The sequence below is a fragment of the Streptomyces sp. NPDC091682 genome (assembly GCF_044756625.1).
Lineage (GTDB): Bacteria > Actinomycetota > Actinomycetes > Streptomycetales > Streptomycetaceae > Streptomyces.
Window position 1 is genome coordinate 807,492 of the sequence record NZ_JBIVTH010000002.1, and the last position, 22,259, is coordinate 829,750.

Genomic DNA, 22,259 nt, shown 5'->3' on the forward strand with positions numbered 1-22,259 from the left:
TTACAGGCCGAGCTGCTTGTCCAGCAGGTCGAACACCTCCTCGTCGGAAGCCGCCTCGAAGTCGAACCCGCTCTCGGTTTCGGTGTCTTCACCGGAGCCGGCCGTGCGCAGCGCGCCCCACTTCTCCTTCAGGACGTCGAGCCGTCCCGCCACTTGCGCGAACACCTCGTCGCTGACGTCCGTGCCGGTGAAGGCGAGCTCCAGCCGGGCCAGTTCGGCCAGGAGGACGGTGGAGGCATCGGGCTGCGCCTGCGGCGCCAGGTCGAGGAGCGCGTACAGGTGGTCCACCAGTTCCCCGGTCGTCGGGTAGTCGAAGACGAGCGTGGCCGGCAACCGGGTCCCGGTCAGGGCGCCGAGCCGGTTCCGCAGCTCGATCGCGGTCAGCGAGTCGAGTCCGAGGTCCTGGAACGAGCGCCCGGGGTCCACGTCCGCTGCCCGCGCGTGCCCGAGGACCGCCGCGGCCTGGCCGCGGACCTCCGCGAGCAGGGCGTCGTAGCGCTCTGCCTGCGGCAGGGCCACGAGCCGTGCGGTGAGCCCGCCGCCCGTCCCGTCCGCCGCGGTGGTGCGTCGTACGGGCGTACGGATCAGGCCGCGCAGCAGCGCGGGCACCTCCCCGCGGGCGCGGAGCGCCGCGAGGTCGAGCCGGACCGGCAGCACGGCCGGTTCGGCGCCGCCCGCCGTGATGTCGAACAGCTCCAGTCCCTGCTCGGGCGTGAGCGGCGGGAGTCCGGCCCGGGCCAGGCGTTCGGCCTCGGCCGCGGTCAGCCCTCCGGCCATGCCGCCGCCGGTACCCGTCCACGGGCCCCAGGCCAGGGAGGTGCCGGGCAGGCCCTGGGCTCGGCGGTGCCGGGCCAGTGCGTCCAGGCAGGCGTTGGCGGCGGCGTAGTTGGCCTGGCCCGCGTTGCCGAGGGTGCCGGCCGCGGAGGAGAACAGGACGAACGCCTCCAGGGCCAGGCCCCGGGTCGCCTCGTGCAGGTTCCAGGCCGCGTCCACCTTGGGACGCAGCACCTCCGCGAGCCGGTCCGGCGTCAGGGATCCGAGGACCCCGTCGGCCAGCACGCCCGCGGTGTGGATCACCGCGCGCAGCGGGTGGCGGGCCACCAGGGCCGCCACCGCCGCCGGATCCGCGACGTCGCAGGCCTCGATCTCCGTACGGGCACCCGACTCGGCCAGTTCGGCGACGAGTTCGGCCGCTCCTTCGGCGTCGGCGCCCCGCCGGCTGACCAGCACCAGTTCGCGTACGCCGTGCTCGGCGGCCAGGTGGCGGGCCAGCAGCCGGCCCAGGCCCCCGGTACCGCCGGTGATCAGGACCGCGCCCTCGCCCGCCCATACCGGGGCGGCCGGGGCCGGGTCGGCGATCCGCGCGAGGCGGGCAGCCAGTACGGCGTCGCCGCGCAGGAGCAGCTGCGGCTCCCCGGTGGCGAGGGCCTGCGGCAGCAGAGCCGCCGCGCCGGCGTCGTCGAGGTCCACGAGGCCGAAGCGGCCCGGGTTCTCCGAGATCCCCGAGCGCATCAGGCCCCAGACGGCCGCGGCCGAGAGGTCCGCGCCCGAGGCCGCGCCCCGGGTGACGAACACCAGGCGTGCGTCGGCGAACCGGTCCTCGGCCAGCCATGCCTGCGCGAGTTCCAGGGCGTGAGCCGTACGCCCGTGCACCGCTCGCGACGTACGGGCGGCGGCCTCGCCGTCCGTGTCGCCGTTCGTCTCGCCGTCCGTCAGCGGTACGAGCACCACCTCCGGGACCGGCTGGGCCTCGTCGGCGACCAGCTCGGCGAGCCCGGCGTACACCGGATGGTCGCCGAGGGCGGCCGTGGCCGTGCCGCTCGCCGTGGCGAGCACCGCGGTCCGCGGGCTCCCGCCGACACCTCCGGCGCTGTCGCTGTCCGTGTCGACGGGTGTCCAGTCCAGGTGGAACAGGGAGTCCCGTCCGGCCCGGTCCGCCGCGCCCAGCTGTTCGGCGCTGATGGGCCGTACGACGAGAGATTCGACGGAGGCCACCGGCGCACCGGTGGTGTCCGCGAGGGCGAGGGACACCGCGCCACCCGTACCGGACCGGCTCAGTCGGGCCCGTACCGCCGAGGCGCCCGAGGCGTGCAGCGAGACGCCCGTCCAGGAAAACGGGACCCCGCCGCGGCTCTGCCCCTCGGCGGCATCACCGGTACCGTCCTGGCCGCCCAGCGCGAACGCGTGCAGGACGGCGTCGAACAGCGCCGGGTGCAGCGCGAACGCCGAACCTTCGACGCCTTCGGGCAGGGCGACCTCCGCGTACACATCCTCGCCGAGCCGCCAGGCGGCGCGCAGGCCCTGGAACACCGGGCCGTATCCGAACCCGGCGTCGGCGAACCGCTCGTACACGTCCGCCACGTCGAGGGCCTCTGCTCCGGCCGGCGGCCAGGCGGCCAATTCGAGCGCCGTGCCGGGACGGTCGGGACGTTCGGCGAGCACACCGCCGGCATTGAGCGTCCACGGCTCGTGGGCGCCTCCGGCGACGGGCCGGGAGTGCACGGTGAGTGCGCGTCGCCCGGATGCGTCGGGGGCGGCCACGGCGACCTGCAGCTGCACTGCGGCGCCCTGTTGGGGCAGGACCAGCGGCGCGGCCAGGGTCAGTTCCTCGACGGTGGTGCAGCCGAGCTCGTCGCCCGCCCGGACGGCGAGTTCGAGCACGGCCGTACCGGGTACCACCACCGAGCCCATGACCGTGTGGTGCCCCAGCCACGGGTGGGTGCCCACCGAGAGCCGGCCGGTGAACAGGAAGCCTTCGGACCCGGCCAGCTCCACCGCCCCCGAGAGCAGCGGGTGTTCGGCGGACCGGAGCCCGAGCGCCTCCGCACCGCCCCGGCCCGCGGGCGTGCCGGTGGGCCAGTAGCGGCGGTGCCGGAAGGTGTACGTCGGCAGGTCCACCACCCGGGCACCGGTGCCGGCGAAGAGGGCGGTCCAGTCGACCCGCGCGCCGCTCACGTGGAGCTGGGCGAGGGCCTGGACGGCGGACTCTTCCTCGTCGCGATCCTTGCGCAGGACGGGGACCACCACGGTCTCGCCGTCCATGACGGTTTCGGCGGCAAGGGCGGACAGGACTCCGTCCGGGCCCAGTTCGAGGTACCGGGTGACCCCGAGGCCGGTGAGGGTGCTGATCCCGTCGGCGAAGCGGACCGTGTCGCGGACGTGGCGCACCCAGTACTCCGGGTCGCACACCACGTCCGGGCCCGCGGTCATCCCGATCCGCGGAGGCGCGAACGACAGCCCCGACACGACGGCCCGGAACTCGTCCAGCATCGGGTCCATCAGCGGCGAGTGAAAGGCGTGCGAGACGCGGAGGCGAGTCACCTTGCGACCGAGCCCCTCGAAGTGGGCGCGTACGGCCTCCACCCCTTCCTCGGCACCGGAGACGACCACGGAAGAGGGCCCGTTCACGGCGGCGATGGACACCGACTCGTCGAGGAGCGGGAGGACTTCGTCCTCCGTCGCCCCCACCGCGAGCATGGCGCCGCCCTCGGGCAGTGCCTGCATCAGCCGGCCGCGGGCCGACACCAGCGCACACGCGTCCGCGAGCGAGAACACCCCGGCCACATGCGCCGCGGCCACCTCACCGATGGAGTGACCGGCCACGAAGTCCGGCGTCACACCCCACGACTCGACCAGCCGGAACAACGCCACCTCCACGGCGAACAGAGCGGCCTGGGCGTACATGGTCTGGTTCAGAGCATCCGCGTCCTCAGCCCAGACCACGTCGCGGACCGGAAGGTCCAACTGCCCGCAGATCGCGTCGAAGACTTCCGCGAACACCGGGAAGCGGGCGTACAGTTCCCGGCCCATGCCGAGGCGCTGTGCGCCCTGCCCGGTGAACAGGAACGCCGTCTTTCCGCCTCGGGAATGGCCCTGGATGATCTGCTCGCCGTTCAGTACCACCGCACGGTGGGCGAAGACCGACCGGTCAAGGGTCGACAGACCCACATCCACCGGCCGCAGTCCTGACTCGTGCACGTACGAGCGCAGCCGTGCGACCTGGTCCTGGAGGGCTTCCTCCGTCTTGCCGGACACCAGCCACGGCACCACACCCGGAACGATCTCCGCCACCGGCACGACATCCGCCGACTCGTACTGCTCCAGCACCACGTGCGCGTTCGTCCCGCTGATACCGAACGAGGAGACACCCGCCCGGCGCACGCGGCCCGACTGCGGCCAGGCACGCTCCTCCGACAGCAGCTCCACCTCGCCCGCCGACCAGTCCACGTGCGAGGACGGGGCATCGACGTGGAGCGTCTTCGGCACCAAGCCGTTCCGCATCGCCATGACCATCTTGATCACACCGGCGACGCCCGCCGCCGCCTGCGCGTGTCCGATGTTGGACTTCACCGAGCCGAGCAGCAGCGGGATTTCACGGCCTTGACCGTAGGTCGCGATCAGCGCCTGGGCCTCGATCGGGTCACCCAGAGTCGTTCCCGTGCCGTGCGCCTCCACCACGTCCACGTCCGACGTCGACAGACCGCCGGCGGCCAGCGCCTGCCGGATCACCCGCTGCTGCGAAGGACCGTTCGGAGCGGTCAGGCCGTTGCTCGCACCGTCCTGGTTGACGGCGGAGCCGCGTACGACGGCCAGGACGCGGTGCCCGTTGCGCACCGCATCCGACAGCCGCTCCAACACGACCATGCCGACGCCCTCGCCCCAGCCGACACCGTCGGCGGCCTCGGCGAACGCCTTGCACCGGCCGTCGGCCGCGAGGCCGCGCTGGCGGGAGAATTCGATGAACGTGGTCGGGGTCGACATCACCGTCACACCGCCGGCCACGGCGAGGGAACACTCCCCCGACCGCAGCGCCTGCGCCGCGAGGTGCATCGCCACCAGCGACGAAGAACACGCCGTGTCCACGGTCACCGCCGGGCCTTCGAGGCCCAGGGCGTACGAGACGCGGCCGGAGGCAATGCTGCCCGCGCTGCCGCTGCCCTGGTGGCCCTCGAACTCCCGGCCTCCGAGCAGACTGGCGTAGTCGCTGTACATGACACCGGCGAACACGCCCGACTGCGAGCCGCGCAGCGAGACGGGGTCGATGCCGGCCCGCTCCACCGCCTCCCAGGTCGTCTCCAGCAGCAGCCGCTGCTGCGCGTCCGTGGCCAGCGCCTCACGCGGACTCATCCCGAAGAAGCCGGGGTCGAAGTCCGCCGCGTCGCCCAGGAAACCGCCGGAGCGGGTGTAGCTGGTCCCCAGGTGTTCCGGGTCCGGGTGGTAGAGCGACTCCACGTCCCAGCCACGGTCGGCGGGGAAGCCCCCCACGGCGTCCACGCCGTCGGCGACCAGCCGCCACAGGTCCTCGGGCGAGGACACCCCGCCCGGGTAGCGGCAGGCCATGCCCACGATCACCACCGGATCGTCCCCGGCCGCTGCCGACCGTACGGCGGGCAGCCGCTCGGCGGCGGTCTCGTTCCCGAACACCTCGTCGAGCAGGAAGCGCACCAGCGCGTCCGCGGTCGGGTAGTCGAAGACCAGGGTGGCCGGCAGGCGCAGCCCGGTGGCCGCGTCGAGCCGGTTGCGCAGCTCGACCGCCATGAGGGAGTCGAATCCCTGGTCCTGGAAGGCCCGGGCCGGGTCCACCTCCGCCACGCCCGTGTGCCCGAGTACGTGCGCGATCTGCGTCCGTACGAGGTCGAGCAGCGCCTCGTGGCGTGCCTGCGGGTCGAGACCCGCGAGCCGCTGGGTGAGTCCGGCGTCCGCACCGGCCGCCGTCACCACGCGGCGGGCGGGCCCCCGGATCAGGCCGCGCAGCAGCGCCGGGACCTCACCTCGGGCCCGGATCGCGGCCAGGTCCAGGCGGACCGGCAGAACGACCGGGCGCTCGGCCGTCAGGGCGGCGTCGAACAGGGCCAGCCCCTGTTCCGGCGCCAGCGTGGGCATGCCCGCACGCGCCATGCGTTCCGTGTCCACCGTGCTGAGGGCGCCGGTCATACCGCCACCCGCACCGGCCCACGGCCCCCAGGCCAGGGAGGTGCCGGGCATCCCCAGGCCGTCCCGGTGCCGCGCGAGGGCGTCCAGGAAGGAGTTGCCGGCCGCGTAGTTGGCCTGTCCGGCGCTACCGAAGGTGCCCGCCACGGAGGAGAACAGGACGAAGGCCGTGAGGTCGTGCCCCTTGGTCGCTTCATGGAGGTTCCAGGCCGCGTCCACCTTGGGACGGAGTACGGCGGCCAGCCGGTCGCCCGTCAGCGAGCCGATCAGAGCGTCGTCGAGCACACCGGCGGTGTGGACGACGGCGCGGACGCGGTGGCGGGCCAGCAGCCCGTCCACCGCGGTCCGGTCGGTGAGGTCGCACGCCTCGACGTCCGCCTCCGCGCCCGCCTCGGCGAGCTGTGCGACGAGCTCAGCAGCCCCTTCCGCCTCGGCACCCCGCCGGCTGACGAGCAGCAGGCTGCGTACGCCGTGCTCGGCCACCAGGTGCCGGGCCACGGCCCGGCCCAGACCGCCCGTGCCGCCCGTGATCAGGACCTTGCCCTCGCCGTCCCACGCGGGGACGGACGGGACCGCGGGCTCTGCGACGCGGGCCAGCCGGGCCGCCAGCACGTGGCCGTCACGGACCAGGAGCTGGGGTTCTCCGAGGGTCGCCAGGGACTTCAGCAACTCGTCGCCGGGTTCCTCTCCGGTCACGTCCACGAGGACGAACCGGTCCGGGTACTCCGACTGCGCGGACCGCAGCAGACCCCAGGCCGCCGCGGCGGCCAGGTCCTCTGCGGACACGGCGCCGCGGGTGACGAAGACCAGCGGGGAGTCGGAGACGGGCCGCTCCTCCTGTACGAGCTCCAGCGCCCGCGCGGTCAGCGCGTGCACCGATCCGACGACGTCGCCGGAGTCGGCCGCCGCCGCACCGAGCCGGAGCAGCTCCACGTCCGGCGCCGCGGTGCCGGGTACCTCGATCGGCGTCCATTCCACCGTGAACAGCGCATCGCGCACGGCCGCTCCCGCATCCCCCGACTGCTGGGCGGACACGGGGCGTACGGCGAGCGAGCCGACGGAGGCGACGGGCGCGCCCGTCGTGTCCGCGAGTGCCACGGACAGGGATCCGTCACCGCTCGGGGTCAGACGTGCCCGCAGGGCCGACGCCCCGGACGCGTACAGCGACACTCCGGACCAGGCGAACGGCACTCCGCCGCCCGCCGCCGCGCCCGCTCCCGCCGCGGCAGCGGCGGCGGCGTGCAGGCTCGCGTCGAACAGGGCCGGGTGCAGACCGAAGACCCCGCCGTCCACGTCCTCGGGCAGCGCGACCTCGGCGTACACCTCCTCGCCGAGCCGCCAGGCCGCCCGCAGGCCCCGGAAGACCGGACCGTACTCGAACCCGGCCTCGGCGAAGCGCTCGTACACCTCCGACACGTCCAGGCTCTCGGCGCCCGCGGGCGGCCAGGCCGCCACGTCGTACGCCGGCTCCGGGGCCGGGGACACCGCGAGGAATCCGTCCGCGTGGCGCACCCATCCGGTGTCGGAGCCGAAGTCCGGACGGGAGTGGACACTGACCGGCCGGCGGCCGGATCCGTCCGGTTCGCCCACCCAGACCTGTACCTGTACGCCGCCCTCGGCGGGCAGCACCAGCGGTGCGGCCAGCGTCAGTTCGTCCACCGCCGCACAGCCGACCTCGTCGCCCGCCCGTATGACCAGTTCGACGAGTGCGGTGCCGGGTACGAGGACGGCGCCCATGACCGCGTGGTCCGCGAGCCACGGGTGCGACTGCACCGACAACCGGCCGGTGAACAGGTGTCCGGCGGATCCGGCCAGTTCGACGGTGCCGGTCAGCAGGGGGTGCTCCGCGGGCTTGAGCCCCACGGATTCCGCGCTGCCCGCGTACGCCATCACCGCCGGCCAGAACCGCCGGTGCTGGAAGGGGTAGGTGGGCAGGTCGATGCGGCGGGCTCCCGTGCCCGCGTAGAAGGCGGGCCAGTCGACCTTCGCGCCGTGCGCGTGGAGGCGGGCCACGGCCTGCCGTACGGCGGACTCCTCCGAAGTGTTCCTGCGCAGTACGGGGACGAGCACGGCACCGTCGGTGGCCGACTCCTGGGCCAGGGCGGTGAGGACACCGTCCGGGCCCAGTTCCAGGTACCGGGTCACGCCCAGGCCGGCCAGGGTGCGGATGCCGTCCGCGAAGCGGACCGCCTCACGGACGTGGCTCACCCAGTACTCCGGGGTGCACAGCCTCTCGCTCTCGGCGATCGCGCCCGTCAGGTTGGACACGACGGGGATCGAGGGCTTCGAGAAGGACAGCCCTCCCAGGACCGTACGGAAGGTGTCCAGCATCGGTTCCATGAGCGGGGAGTGGAAGGCGTGCGAGACCCGCAGCGGGGTCACCTTGCGGCCCTGCGTCTCGAAGTGGGCCCGTACGGACTCCACTTCCGCCACCGCACCGGACACGACCATGGCCGAGGGACCGTTGACCGCGGCGATGGACACCGACTCGCCGAGCAGCGGGAGGACTTCCTCCTCGGTGGCCCGGACGGCGAGCATCGCTCCGCCCTCGGGCAGCGCGTCCATCAGCCGGCCGCGGGCCGACACCAGCGCACACGCGTCGGCCAGGGAGAACACCCCCGCCACGTGAGCCGCGGCCACCTCACCGATGGAGTGACCGGCCACGAAGTCCGGCGTCACACCCCACGACTCCACCAGCCGGAACAACGCCACCTCCACCGCGAACAGAGCGGCCTGGGCGAACACCGTCCGGTTCAGCGCATCCGCGTCCTCACCCCAGACCACCTCCCGCACCGGCACGTCCAACTCCGCGCACACCGCGTCGAAGGCCGCCGCGAACACCGGGAATCGGGCATACAGCTCACGCCCCATCCCCAGCCGCTGCGACCCCTGACCCGAGAAGAGGAACGCCAGCGGTGCGGCGGTCGCGACGGCGGCGACCGTCTCGCCGCTCGCCACGGCTCCGAGGCCGGCCAGGAGCCCGTCCCGGTCCGCCGCGGTGAACACGGCGCGGTGTCCGAGTGCCGCCCGCGTCGTGGCGAGCGAGTAGCCGAGATCGGCGGGGCGAATCCCCTCGGTCGAACCGACCTGCTCCAGCAGCTGCCCGGCCTGGGCGCGCAGGGCCCCTGCCGTCGCCGCGGACACCACGAGCGAGGCGGGCGCCTCAGGCTCGTCTCCGAGCCCGGGCCCGGCCTCGGGGGCTGACGGCCCGGCCTCGGGGGCTGACGGGGCCATCGGCGCCTCTTCGACGATCACGTGCGCGTTGGTGCCGCTGATCCCGAAGGACGAGACTCCCGCGCGGCGCGTCCGACGCCCGTCACCGGCCCACTCGCGGGGCTCGGTGAGCAGCCGTACGTCACCTGCGCTCCAGTCGACCTCGTGGCTCGGCTCGTCCACGTGCAGGGTCGCCGGCAGGGCCTCGTGACGCATCGCCATGACCATCTTGATGACCCCGGCCACGCCGGCCGCGGCCTGCGAGTGGCCGATGTTCGACTTGACCGAGCCCAGCCACAGCGGTCGGTCCGCCGACCGCCCCTGGCCGTACGTGGCCAGGAGGGCCTGCGCCTCGATCGGGTCGCCCAGCGTCGTGCCGGTGCCGTGCGCTTCGACGGCGTCGATCTGGTCGGCGGCGAGCCGCGCGTTGGCGAGGGCCTGCCGGATCACCCGGCGCTGCGAGGGGCCGTTCGGCGCGGTCAGTCCGTTGGAGGCGCCGTCCTGGTTGACGGCCGAGCCGCGGATCACGGCGAGCACCTGGTGCCCGGCCCGGACCGCGTCCGAGAGCCGCTCGACCACGAGGAAGCCGGCGCCCTCGGCGAATCCGGTGCCGTCGGCCGCCGAGGCGAACGACTTGCACCGGCCGTCGGACGCGAGCCCGCCCTGGCGGCCGAACTCGGCGAACACACCCGGCGTCGCCATCACCGTCACACCGCCGGTCAGCGCCAGCGAGCAGTCCCCCTGCCGCAGCGCCTGCACCGCGAGGTGCAGCGCGACGAGCGAGGACGAGCAGGCGGTGTCGACGGCGACGGCGGGGCCTTCGAGACCGAGCTTGTACGAGACCCGGCCCGAGACCACGCTGCCGTTGCCGTCGCTGCCCGGGTAGTCGTGGTACATCACGCCGGCGAACACGCCGGTGCGGCTGCCCCGGAGCGAGGTCGGGTCGATGCCCGCGCGTTCCAGTGCCTCCCAGGCGAGTTCCAGGGTGATCCGCTGCTGCGGGTCCATGGCCAGGGCTTCACGGGGTGAGATCCCGAAGAAGGCCGGGTCGAAGTCGGCCGCTCCGTCGAGGAATCCGCCGGTGCGCGTGTAGTACGCGTCCGGGCCGGTTCCGTTCGGGTCGCGCAGGGAGGACAGGTCCCAGCCGCGGTCGGCGGGGAACGCGGAGATCGCGTCGCCGCCGGAGGTGACGAGCCGCCAGAGGTCCTCGGGGCTGGTCACACCGCCCGGATAGCGGCAGGCCATGCCGACGATCGCGATGGGCTCGTACCGGTCGGTGGCGAGCTTGCGGTTGTCGGCGCGCAGCCGGGCGGTCTCGCGGCGGGCTGCCGCGAGCGCGTCAGCGCCCGCGTCCTCGGCGGTGTTCTCGGCGGTGTTCTCGGTGGAGTCCTTCTCCTGCTCCTCGGCGAGGTCGGCGGGAGTGACCCGGACCTCCGCGAGTTCCAGGAGGCTCTCCATCAGACCGGCGTCGCGCAGTCGGCTCGTCGGGATGGACCGTAGGGCCTCGCGGACCTCCTCCTCGCCCGGGATCTCGCCTGTTCCGTTGCCCCCGAGGCGGGTGAGGAGGTGGTCGGTGACGGCTTCGGCGTTGGGGTGGTCGAAGGCGAGGGTGGCGGGCAGTCGCAGGCCGGTGGCCTGGTTGAGGTGGTTGCGGAGCTCGGTCGCGGCGAGGGAGTCGAAGCCCAGTTCCTGGAAGGCCCGGTCCGCACCGATCGCCTCGGCCGAGGCGTGCCCGAGCACGGACGCGACCTGCGAACGCACCAGGTGCAGCACCGTACGCCGACGCTCCCCCGCCGACAGGCCGGACAGCCTGTCGCTCAGGGTGGGCTCGGCGGTGGCCGTACCGCTGCCGGCCGCCGCGGCCCTCCGTACGACGGGCGCGAGGCCGCGCAGCAGCGCGGGTACCTCGCCCTTGCGGCTGCGCAGGGCGGCCGTGTCGACCCGTACGGGGACGACGATGGCGCGCTCGGACCGCAGGGCCGCGTCGAACAGGGCCAGACCGGCCTCGTGGGTCAGCGGCGGCACGCCCTGGGCGGCCATCCGCTTGCGGTCCACGTCACGCAGGTACGCCCCCAGCCCGCCGCCGACCTCCCAGAGGCCGAAGGCCATGGAGGTGGCGGGCAGGCCTTCGGCCGCCCGCTGTGCGGCGAGGGCGTCGAGGAAGACGTTCGCCGCCGCGTAGTTGCCCTGCCCGGCGGTCAGCACGAGACCGCCGGCCGAGGAGAACAGCACGAACGCGGCCAGGTCCATCTCCCGCGTCAGCTCGTGCAGATACCACGCGGCATCCGCCTTGGGGGCGTAGACCGTGTCCACCTGCTCGTGCGTGAGCGCGGCCATGACGGTGCTGTCGCCGACGCCGGCGGCGTGGAAGACGGCGGTCAGCGCACGCTCCGCGACCATCTCGGACAGCAGACCCGCGAGCGCCTCCCGGTCCGACACGTCACACGCGGCGATACGGACCTCGGCACCCGCCCCGGCCAGCTCAGCCGCCAACTCCTCGGCACCGGGAGCCGCGAGACCCCGCCGACTGGTCAACACCAGATGCCGCACGCCGTACTCGACCACCAGGCGACGGGCCACCACCGCACCCAGACCACCGGTACCACCGGTCACCAGCACCGAACCCTCGGCATCGAAGACGGGAACGCGGTCACCAGCCGTCTCCAGCCGGACCAGACGAGGCACCCACACCTCACCCGCACGTACGGCCGACTCCGGCTCGCCGGTCGCCAGCGCGTGAGCGACCCCGTCCACGGCCGCGCCGGGCTCCAGGTCCACCAGCACGAACCGGCCCGGGTTCTCCGCCTGCGCCGCACGCACCAGACCCCACACCGGAGCCTGCACCACATCCAGCCCAGCACCCTCCGACACCGCCACCGCACCACGCGTCACCACAACCATGCGGGACGCCACGAACCGCTCATCCGCCAGCCACGACCGCACCGCATCCAGCACCCGGTACGACACCGCACGCACCCCGGAAGGAACATCCGCCGTCCCGACCCCGGCCGCGCAGTCCAGCACCACCACACCCGGCACCGAACCCCCGGCGGACACCTCCCCCCAACCAACCCACGACACATCCACCCCACCGGCAACCACCGGAACAACCGACCAGTCGACCCCGAACAACGGACTCCCCGTCGTCACGAGCTGTTCGGCCGAGACCGGGCGACTCACCATCGAGCCGACCGAGAGCACCGGTGTGCCCGTGACATCGGCGAGCGCCAGCGTCCAGCCGTCGTCGCCGACACGGGTCAGCCGCACCCGCGCCTCGGCGGCGCCGACGGCGTGGAGCACCACGTCGTTCCACACGAACGGGATGGCGGTCTCGCCCGAGCTCGTCAGGATCGCCGCATGCATCGCGGCGTCCAGGAGGGCGGGGTGCAGGCCGAACCGGCCTGCCGTGTCCCGCTCCTCCACCGGCAGCGCCACCTCGGCGAACAGCTCCTCGCCGCGCCGCCACACCGCCCGCAGCCCGCGGAACACCGGCCCGTAGCCGAAACCGGCCCCGGCGAAGCCCTCATAAGCGCCGTCGAGGGAGACCGGCTCGGCGCCGGCCGGCGGCCACGCCGCGGCATCGAACCCTGCGGCCGCGTCCGCGGCGGCCAGCGTGCCCAGCACACCACCTGCGTGCCGGACCCACCCGCCGTCCTGTTCCACGTCCGGCCGGGAGTGAACGGTGACCGGGCGGCGGCCGGACCCGTCCGGCTCACCGACCCACACCTGTACCTGTACGCCGCCCTGCTCGGGCAGCACCAGCGGCGCGGCGAGCGTCAGCTCCTCCACCACCGCACACCCGACCTCGGCACCCGCCCGCAGGACGAGTTCAAGCAAGCCGGTACCGGGCACCAGTACCGCGCCCATCACCGTGTGGTCCGCCAGCCACGGGTGCGACCGGACCGACAGCCGGCCCGTGAAGAGGTAGCCGTCGGCCGTGACGAGTTCCATCGCGGCGCCCAGCAGCGGGTGATCCGCGGAGGTGACACCGACCGAGTCCAGGTCGGCTGCCCCCAGGTCCGCGTCCAGCCAGTACCGCTGCCGCTGGAACGCGTACGTCGGCAGGTCGACGTGAGCGTGGTCCGTGCCGCCGAAGAACGCCCGCCAGTCCACGGCGATCCCGGCGCAGTGCAGTGCGGCGAGCGCCGTCACCGCGGTGGCGGCCTCGTCCCGGCCCGCGCGCAGCAAGGGCAGGGCGGGCGTGCGGTCCGTGCACTCCCCGGCCATGCCGGCGAGCACGGCGTCGGGGCCGATCTCCAGGAAGCGGGTCACGCCCAGGTCGGCCAGGGTGCGGATGCCGTCGGCGAAGCGGACCGCCTCACGGACGTGGCTCACCCAGTACTCCGGGGTGCACATCCGCTCGGTTTCGGCGATCGTACCCGTCAGGTTCGAGACGACGGGAAGGGACGGCGCGGAGAAGGACATCCCCGACACCACCGCACGGAAGTCGTCCAGCATCGGGTCCATCAGCGGCGAGTGGAAGGCGTGCGAGACACGGAGACGAGTGGTCTTGCGCCCCTGTGCCTCGAAGTGGGCGCGAACAGCCTCCACGCCGTCCAGGGCACCCGAAACGACCACCGAGGAAGGGCCGTTGACAGCCGCGATCGAGAGGGACTCGCCCAGCAGCGGGAGGACTTCCTCCTCCATCGCCTGGACGGCGAGCATCGCACCGCCCTCGGGCAGAGCGTCCATCAGCCGGCCACGGGCCGACACCAGCGCGCACGCGTCGGCGAGGGAGAACACCCCGGCCACATGGGCCGCGGCCACCTCACCGATGGAGTGACCGGCCACGAAGTCCGGCGTCACACCCCACGACTCGACGAGACGGAACAGTGCCACCTCGACCGCGAACAGCGCGGCCTGGGCATACAGCGTGCGGCTCAGTGCCTCCGAGTCCTCGCCCCAGACCACCTCACGCACCGGCACGTCCAGCTCCGCGCACACCGCGTCGAAGGCCGCCGCGAACACGGGGAAGCGCCCGTACAGGTCACGCCCCATCCCGAGCCGCTGCGAGCCCTGGCCGGAGAAGAGGAAAGCGCACGTTCCGGCCCCCCGGGCAGATGCGCCGAAGACACCACCCGGAAGCGCGAGGTCTCCCGCGGCCAGCCCGCGCAGTCCCTCTGTCAGCTCTTGGCGTCCGGTGGCGAGGACCGCCGCCCGGTGCTCCAGCGCGGACCGCGTGGTCGCCAGCGCGCCGGCCGTCGCCACCAGGTCCCGGCCCGGCCGGGACTCGACGTACGCGAGCAGGCGCGCGGCCTGCTCGCGCAGGGCCTCCGGGGTCGCGGCGGACACCAGCCACGGCAGTACGCCGGCCTCCGGTCCCACTGCGGCGTCGCCCTCGTTCCGCGGGACCAGCCCTTCGGTAGCCGCCTGTTCCAGGATCACGTGCGCGTTGGTACCGCTGATGCCGAACGCCGAGACGCTGGCGCGACGGGGACGGCCGGTCTCCGGCCACTCCACCGCTTCTCCGAGCAGCGCCACCGCACCCTCGGTCCAGTCCACGTGCGGCGAAGGCTCGTCCACGTGCAGCGTGCGCGGCAGCACGCCCTCCCGCATGGCCATGACCATCTTGATCACGCCCGCGACACCGGCAGCGGCCTGCGCGTGCCCGATGTTCGACTTGATGGATCCGAGGAGGAACGGCCGGTCCTCCGGCCGGTCCTGCCCGTACGTCGCGATGAGCGCCTGGGCCTCGATCGGGTCGCCGAGTGTGGTGCCGGTGCCGTGCGCCTCGACCGCGTCGACCTCGCCGGCCGACAGGCCGGCGGAGGCCAGGGCCTGGCGGATGACCCGTTGCTGCGAGGGCCCGTTGGGGGCGGTGAAGCCGTTGCTGGCGCCGTCCTGGTTGACCGCGGAACCGCGGATCACGGCCAGGACCCGGTGCCCGTTGCGCTGCGCGTCGGACAGCCGCTCGACGAGCAGCACGCCGACGCCCTCGGACCAGCCGACCCCGTCCGCGCTGCCCGCGAACGCCTTGCAGCGGCCGTCGACGGACAGGCCGCGCTGGCGGCTGAACTCGATGAACATTCCGGGCGTGGACATGACGGTCGCACCGCCCGCCAGGGCCAAGGAGCACTCGCCCGCCCGCAGGGCCTGCACCGCGAGGTGCAGGGCCACCAGTGAGGACGAGCACGCGGTGTCCACCGTGACGGCCGGGCCTTCCAGACCCAGCGTGTACGAGACCCGGCCGGAGACGACGCTGCCGCCGCTGGTACCGGAGGGGTGCGCGCCGAGCGCGTAGTCGTGGTACATCACGCCGGCGAAGACGCCGGTGCGGCTGCCCTTGAGCGTGGCGGGGTCGATACCGGCCCGCTCCAGGGCCTCCCAGGAGGTTTCGAGCAGCAGCCGCTGCTGCGGGTCCATGTACAGGGCCTCGCGGGGCGAGATGCCGAAGAAGGCCGGGTCGAAGTCCGCCGCCTCGTGGAGGAAGCTGCCGCGGCGCGTGTAGCTCTTCCCCTCCTTGCCGGGCTCGGGATCGTACAGGTCCTCGATGTTCCAGCCGCGGTCGGCGGGCAGGTCGGAGACGGTGTCCCCGCCGTCCATCAGCAGTCGCCACAGTTCCTCGGGCGAGGTCACCCCGCCGGGGTAGCGGCAGGCCATGCCGACGATCGCGATCGGGTCGTCGTCGACGGGGCGCCGGTCGTCGATGCCCCGAACCGCCGCGTCCGAGGACGCCTCGCAGGTGCCGAGGAGAGTCAGGATGTGGTCGGTGACGGCTTCGGCGTTGGGGTGGTCGAAGGCGAGGGTGGCGGGCAGTCGCAGGCCGGTGGCCTGGCTCAGGTGGTTGCGGAGCTCGGTCGCCGCGAGCGAGTCGAAGCCCAGCTCCTGGAAGGCCCGGTCCGCGCCGATCGCCTCGGCCGAGGCGTGCCCGAGCACGGACGCGACCTGCGAACGCACCAGGTGCAGCACCGTACGCCGACGCTCCCCCGCCGACAGACCGGACAGCCGCCGCGTCAGCGAGGCAGCTGGCGCGCTGCCGGATCCGGCAGCCGCCCGGCGGGCGCGCCGCGGAGCGAGCCCGCGGAGCAGGGCGGGCATCTCGTCGGTACGGGCGCGCAGGGCCTCGGTGTCGACCGTGACGGGTACGACGGCGGGCCGGGCGGAGCGAAGCGCCGAGCGGAAGAGGTCCAGGCCGGTCTCGGCCGACAGGACGGGCAGGCCCTGGGCCGCCATCCGCTTGCGGTCCGCATCGGCGAGGAGCGCGCCCATGCCGGCTCCCGCGTCCCACAGGCCGAAGGCCATGGAGGTGGCGGGCAGGCCTTCGTTCGCCCGCTGTGCGGCGAGGGCGTCGAGGAAGACGTTCGCCGCCGCGTAGTTGCCCTGCCCGGCGGTCAGCACGAGACCGCCGGCCGAGGAGAACAGCACGAACGCGGCCAGGTCCATCTCCCGCGTCAGCTCGTGCAGGTACCACGCGGCATCCGCCTTGGGGGCGAGGACGGCGTCGAAGCGGTCCTCGGTCAGGGCGTCGACGAGAGCGTTGGAGCTGATACCGGCGGTGTGGAAGACGGCGGTCAGCGAACGCTCCGCGACCACCTCGGCTACGAGCGCCGCGAGCGCCGCCCGGTCCGACACATCACACGCGACGATACGGACCTCGGCGCCCAGACCGCCCAGCTCGACCGCCAACTCCTCGGCCCCGGGAGCCGCAAGACCCCTCCGACTGGTCAGCACCAGATATCGCACGCCGTACTCGGACACCAGCCGACGGGCCACCACCGCACCCAGACCACCGGTACCACCGGTCACCAGCACCGAACCCCCGGCATCGAAGTCGGGAACGCGGTCACCAGCCGTCTCCAGCCGGACCAGACGCGGCACCCACACCTCGCCCGCACGTACGGCCGACTCCGGCTCGCCGGTGAGCAGCGCGTGCGCGACCTCGTCGGCCGCTGCTCCGGGCTCCAGGTCCACCAGCACGAACCGGCCCGGGTTCTCCGCCTGCGCCGCACGGACCAGACCCCACACCGGAGCCTGCACCACATCCAGCCCGGCGCCCTCCGACACCGCGACCGCACCACGCGTCACCACAACCAGACGCGAAGCGGCGAACCGCTCATCCGCCAGCCACGACCGCACCGCATCCAGCACCCGGTACGACACCGCACGCACCCCGGAAGGAACATCCGCCCCACCCTCGGCCCCGCAGTCCAGGACCACCACACCCGGCACCGGACCCTCCGCCGGCACGTCCTCCCAACGAACCCACGGCACATCCGCCCCACCGGCAACAACCGGAACAACCGACCAGTCGACCCCGAACAACGGACTCCTGACGGCCCCGAGCTGCTCGGCCGAGACGCGACGGCTGAGCATCGAGCCCACGGTCAGCACGGGCTGTCCGGCCGTGTCCACCATCTGCAGGGACAGGCCCTCGTCTCCGACGCGGGTCAACCGCACCCGGACCTCGGACGCGCCGACCGCATGCAGCATCACGTCGTTCCACGCAAAGGGAACAACCGTGTCGTCGCCGTCGCCCTCCAGCAGACCCGCGTGGAGCGAGGCGTCGAGCAGCGCGGGGTGCAGGCCGAACCGACCTGCCGCGTCGCGCTCCTTCTCGGGCAGCGCGACCTCGGCGAACAGCTCCTCGCCGCGCCGCCACACCGCCCGCAGCCCACGGAACACCGGGCCGTAGCCGAAGCCGGCCTCCGCGAACCGCTCGTAGGCACCGTCGACCGGGACCACCTCCGCGTCCGCCGGCGGCCACGTCACCGCATCGAACCCGGACGCGTCCACGGGGTCCGCGCTCAGCACACCACTCGCGTGCCGGACCCACACCCCGTCGCCGGTGCCCTCGGTGCACGAGTACACGCCGACCGTCCGCCGGCCGGAGGCCTCGGGCGCCGACACGCGTACCTGCACTTGCACGCCGCCCTGCTGGGGCAGGACGAGCGGCGCGCCGAGCGTCAGCTCCTCCACCCCCTCGCAGTCGACCTCGGCACCCGCCCGCAGGGCCAGTTCGAGCAGTCCGGTGCCGGGCACCAGCACGGCGCCCTTGACGGTGTGATCGGCCAGCCAGGGGTGGGTCTGCCGCGAGAGACGGCCGGTCAGTACCGTCCCGTCCTCGTCGGCCAGGCTCACGCATGCGCTCAACATCGGGTGCTCGGCCGCGCCGAGCCCCGCGAACCGCACGTCACCCGCACGCAGCACCACACCGGCGGGCCAGTAGCGCTGCCGCTGGAAGGCGTACGTGGGCAATTCGACGAGGCCGGCGCCGGTACCAGCGAAGAGAGCCGTCCAGTCCGCGCCGACGCCGTGGACGTACAGCTCGGCCAAGGCGCGTACGGCCGTCTCCTCCTCGTCCCGGCCCTTGCGCAGCGCTGCCACGAACAGGGCGTCGGACGAGGCCGACTCCTGGGCCATGGCCGACAGCACGCTGTCGGGGCCGAGCTCCAGGAAGCGGGTCACCCCCGCGTCGGTGAGCGCACGGATGTCGTCGGCGAAGCGGACCGCTTCGCGGACATGGCTCACCCAGTACTCCGGGTCACACACTCGATCCGGACCCGCCACCAGCGCAATCGCCGGCGCGGTGAAGGACAGACCGGACACGACCGCACGGAACTCATCGAGCATCGCGTCCATCAGCGGCGAGTGGAAGGCGTGCGAGACCCGCAGTCGGGTCGCCTTGCGGCCCTGCGCCTCGAAGTGGGCACGTACGGACTCCACTGCTTCGTCTGCGCCCGAGATCACGACGGCCGAGGGACCGTTTACGGCGGCGATCGACACCGACCCGTCGAGCAGCGGAAGGATTTCCTCCTCCGTCGCCGCAACCGCGAGCATGACCCCGCCCTCGGGCAGCGCCTGCATCAGCCGGCCACGGGCCGCGACGAGCGCACATGCGTCGGTCAGCGAGAACACCCCCGCCACGTGGGCCGCGGCCACCTCACCGATCGAGTGCCCGGCCACGAAGTCCGGCTTGACACCCCAGGACTCCACCAGCCGGAACAGCGCCACTTCGACCGCGAACAAGCCGGCCTGCGCGTACATGGTCTGGTCGACCAGTTCCGCGTCCTCGCCCCAGACCACCTCCCGGACCGGGACGTCCAGCTCCGCACACACCGCGTCGAAGGCCGCCGCGAACACCGGAAAGCGGGCGTACAGTTCCCGGCCCATGCCGAGCCGCTGCGAGCCCTGTCCGGTGAACAGGAACGCGGTCTTGCCGCTCCGCGCACGGCCCTCGATGACCCGCTCGCCGTTCAGTACGACAGCCCGGTGGGCGAAGACCGACCGGCCGAGCGTCGACAGACCCACATCCACCGGCCGCAGACCCGCATCCTCCACGTACGAGCGCAGCCGCGCGACCTGGTCGTGCAGCGCCTCCTCCGTCTTACCGGACACCAGCCACGGCACCACACCCGGAACGATCTCCTCAGCCGGCACCACATCGACCGACTCGAACTCCTCCAGCACCACGTGCGCGTTCGTCCCGCTGATACCGAACGAGGACACACCCGCCCGCCGGGCACGGCCCGACTCCGGCCAGGCACGCTCCTCCGACAACAGCTCCACATCACCCGCCGACCAGTCCACGTGCGAAGACGGGGCATCCACGTGCAGGGTGCGGGGCAGCACCCCGTGCCGCATCGCCATGACCATCTTGATGATCCCGGCGACACCGGCCGCCGCCTGCGCGTGCCCGATGTTCGACTTCAAAGACCCCAACCACAACGGCCGGCCCTGCGGACGGTCCTGCCCATACGTCGCGATCAGCGCCTGCGCCTCGATCGGGTCACCCAGAGTCGTTCCCGTGCCGTGCGCCTCCACCACGTCCACGTCCGACGTCGACAGGCCACCGCTGGCCAGCGCCTGCCGGATCACCCGCTGCTGCGAAGGACCGTTCGGAGCCGTCAGACCATTGGACGCACCGTCCTGGTTCACCGCCGAGCCACGAACGACAGCCAGGACGCGGTGCCCGTTGCGCACCGCGTCCGACAGCCGCTCCAGCACCAGCATGCCCACGCCCTCGCCCCAGCCGACCCCATCGGCCGAATCCGAGAACGACCGGCACCGGCCATCCGACGACAGACCACCCTGACGCGCGAACTCCACGAACGTCGTCGGCGTCGACATCACCGTCACACCGCCGGCCACGGCGAGGGAACACTCCCCCGACCGCAGCGCCTGCGCCGCGAGGTGCATCGCCACCAGCGACGAAGAACACGCCGTGTCCACGGTCACCGCCGGGCCTTCGAGGCCCAGCGCGTACGAGACACGGCCCGAGGCGATGCTGCCCGCGCTGCCGCTGCCCTGGTGGCCCTCGAACTCCCGGCCTCCGAGCAGACTGGCGTAGTCGCTGTACATGACACCGGCGAACACGCCCGTCCGCGAGCCGCGCAGCGAGACGGGGTCGATGCCGGCCCGCTCCACCGCCTCCCAGGTCGTCTCCAGCAGCAGCCGCTGCTGCGCGTCCGTGGCCAGCGCCTCACGCGGACTCATCCCGAAGAAGTCCGGATCGAACTCGGCAGCGTCATAGAGGAAACCGCCCGCCCGCACGAACGACTCACCCTCCACATCCCAACCGCGGTCCGCCGGGAAGGAACCGACCGCGTCCACACCCTCGGACACCAGCCGCCACAGGTCCTCCGGCGACGCCACCCCACCCGGATAGCGGCACGCCATCCCCACGATCACGACCGGGTCCTGGGCCGTCACGGCCTGGTGCACGGCCACCGGAGCGGCCTCGGCTTCTCCCCCGAGGATCTCGTCGCGGACGAATCCGGCGAGCGCGTCCGCCGTCGGGTAGTCGAAGACCACCGTGGCGGGCAGTCGCAGCCCGCTCGCCGAGCCCAGCCGGTTGCGCAGCTCGACCGCCGTCAGGGAGTCGAAACCCAGGTCCTGGAACGCCCGCGTCGGATCGACATCGGCCGCGCCTCCGTGCCCGAGCACCAGCGCGATCTGTGCGCGCACCAGGTCGAGCACGGCCTCGTGCCGCTCCGCAGCGGCGAGGCCGGACAGTCTCTTCCGCAGTCCGGCCGCGTCGGCCGACCCCGTACGTATGCTGCGGCGCCGGGTCCGGATCAGGCCGCGGAGCAGCGCCGGTACCTCACCCAGGGCTCGGATCGCGGCCAGGTCCAGGCGGACCGGCAGGATCGCCGGGCGCTCGGCGGAGAGCGCGGCATCGAACAGCGCCAGGCCGTCCGCCACGGAAAGTGGGGGCATGCCCAGCCGGGTGATGCGCTCGGCCTCGGCGTCGGTCAGCGAACCGGTCATTCCGCCGGTCCGCGCCCAGGGGCCCCAGGCGAGGGAGACGCCGGGCAGGCCCTCGGCCCGCCGGTGTGCAGCGAGGGCGTCGAGGAAGGCGTTGCCGGCGGCGTAGTTCGCCTGCCCCGCGCTGCCGAACGCGGCGGCGACGGAGGAGAAAACGACGAACGCCGCCAGGTCGCGTTCCTTCGTGGCCTCGTGCAGGTTCCAGGCCGCGTCCACCTTCGGCCGCAGCACGGCCGCGAGCCGCTCGCCCGTGAGCGAGCCGATCACCCCGTCGTCGATCACGCCCGCGGTGTGGATCACCGCCCGTACGTCGTGCCGGGCGAACAGGTCGCGTACGGCGGCGGGCTCGGCGACGTCACAGGCCTCGACCGCGACCCGTGCGTCAAGCCACTCCAGCTCGGCAACGAGATCCGCCGCGCCGTCGGCCGCGTGGCCGCTACGACTGACGAGGAGCAGGCTGCGTACGCCGTGTTCGGCCACCAGGTGCCGGGCGATCACCCGGCCCAGGCCACCCGTACCGCCGGTGATCAGGACGGCACCCTCACCCGCCCATGCGGGAGTGGTCTCCCGCGCTGCCTCGACGCGGGCAAGCCGCGCGGCGAGGAACCGGCCTTCCCGTACCAGCACCTGCGGTTCGTCGAGCGCCAGTACGGACTCCAGCAGACCGGCGGGCTCCTCGCCCTCCACGTCCACCAGCACGAACCGGCCCGGCTGCTCCGACTGCGCCGACCGCACCAGACCCCACACCGCGGCAGCCGCCAGATCGTCGCCGGACATCGCGCCCCGGGTCACGAACACCAGCCGCGCCGCCTCCGGCGACTCCTGCACCAGGCCCAGCACCCTCGCCGACAGCGCATGCACCGACGCGGCGACATCGCCTTCGTCTTCGCCGGCCAGCCGGTGCACCACCA

The 22,259-nt window shown here is 73.3% G+C and carries 1 protein-coding gene (only partly in view); it reads right to left on the minus strand.

From position 1 onward, the window contains the following. Window positions 1-22,259, minus strand: the 3' portion of a protein-coding gene (locus ACIQK6_RS08050) for an SDR family NAD(P)-dependent oxidoreductase (RefSeq protein ID WP_402694515.1). The gene runs 8,569 nt beyond the window's last position; 22,259 of the gene's 30,828 nt are visible here — the last part of the coding sequence; the start codon falls outside the window, past its right edge; its stop codon occupies window positions 1-3.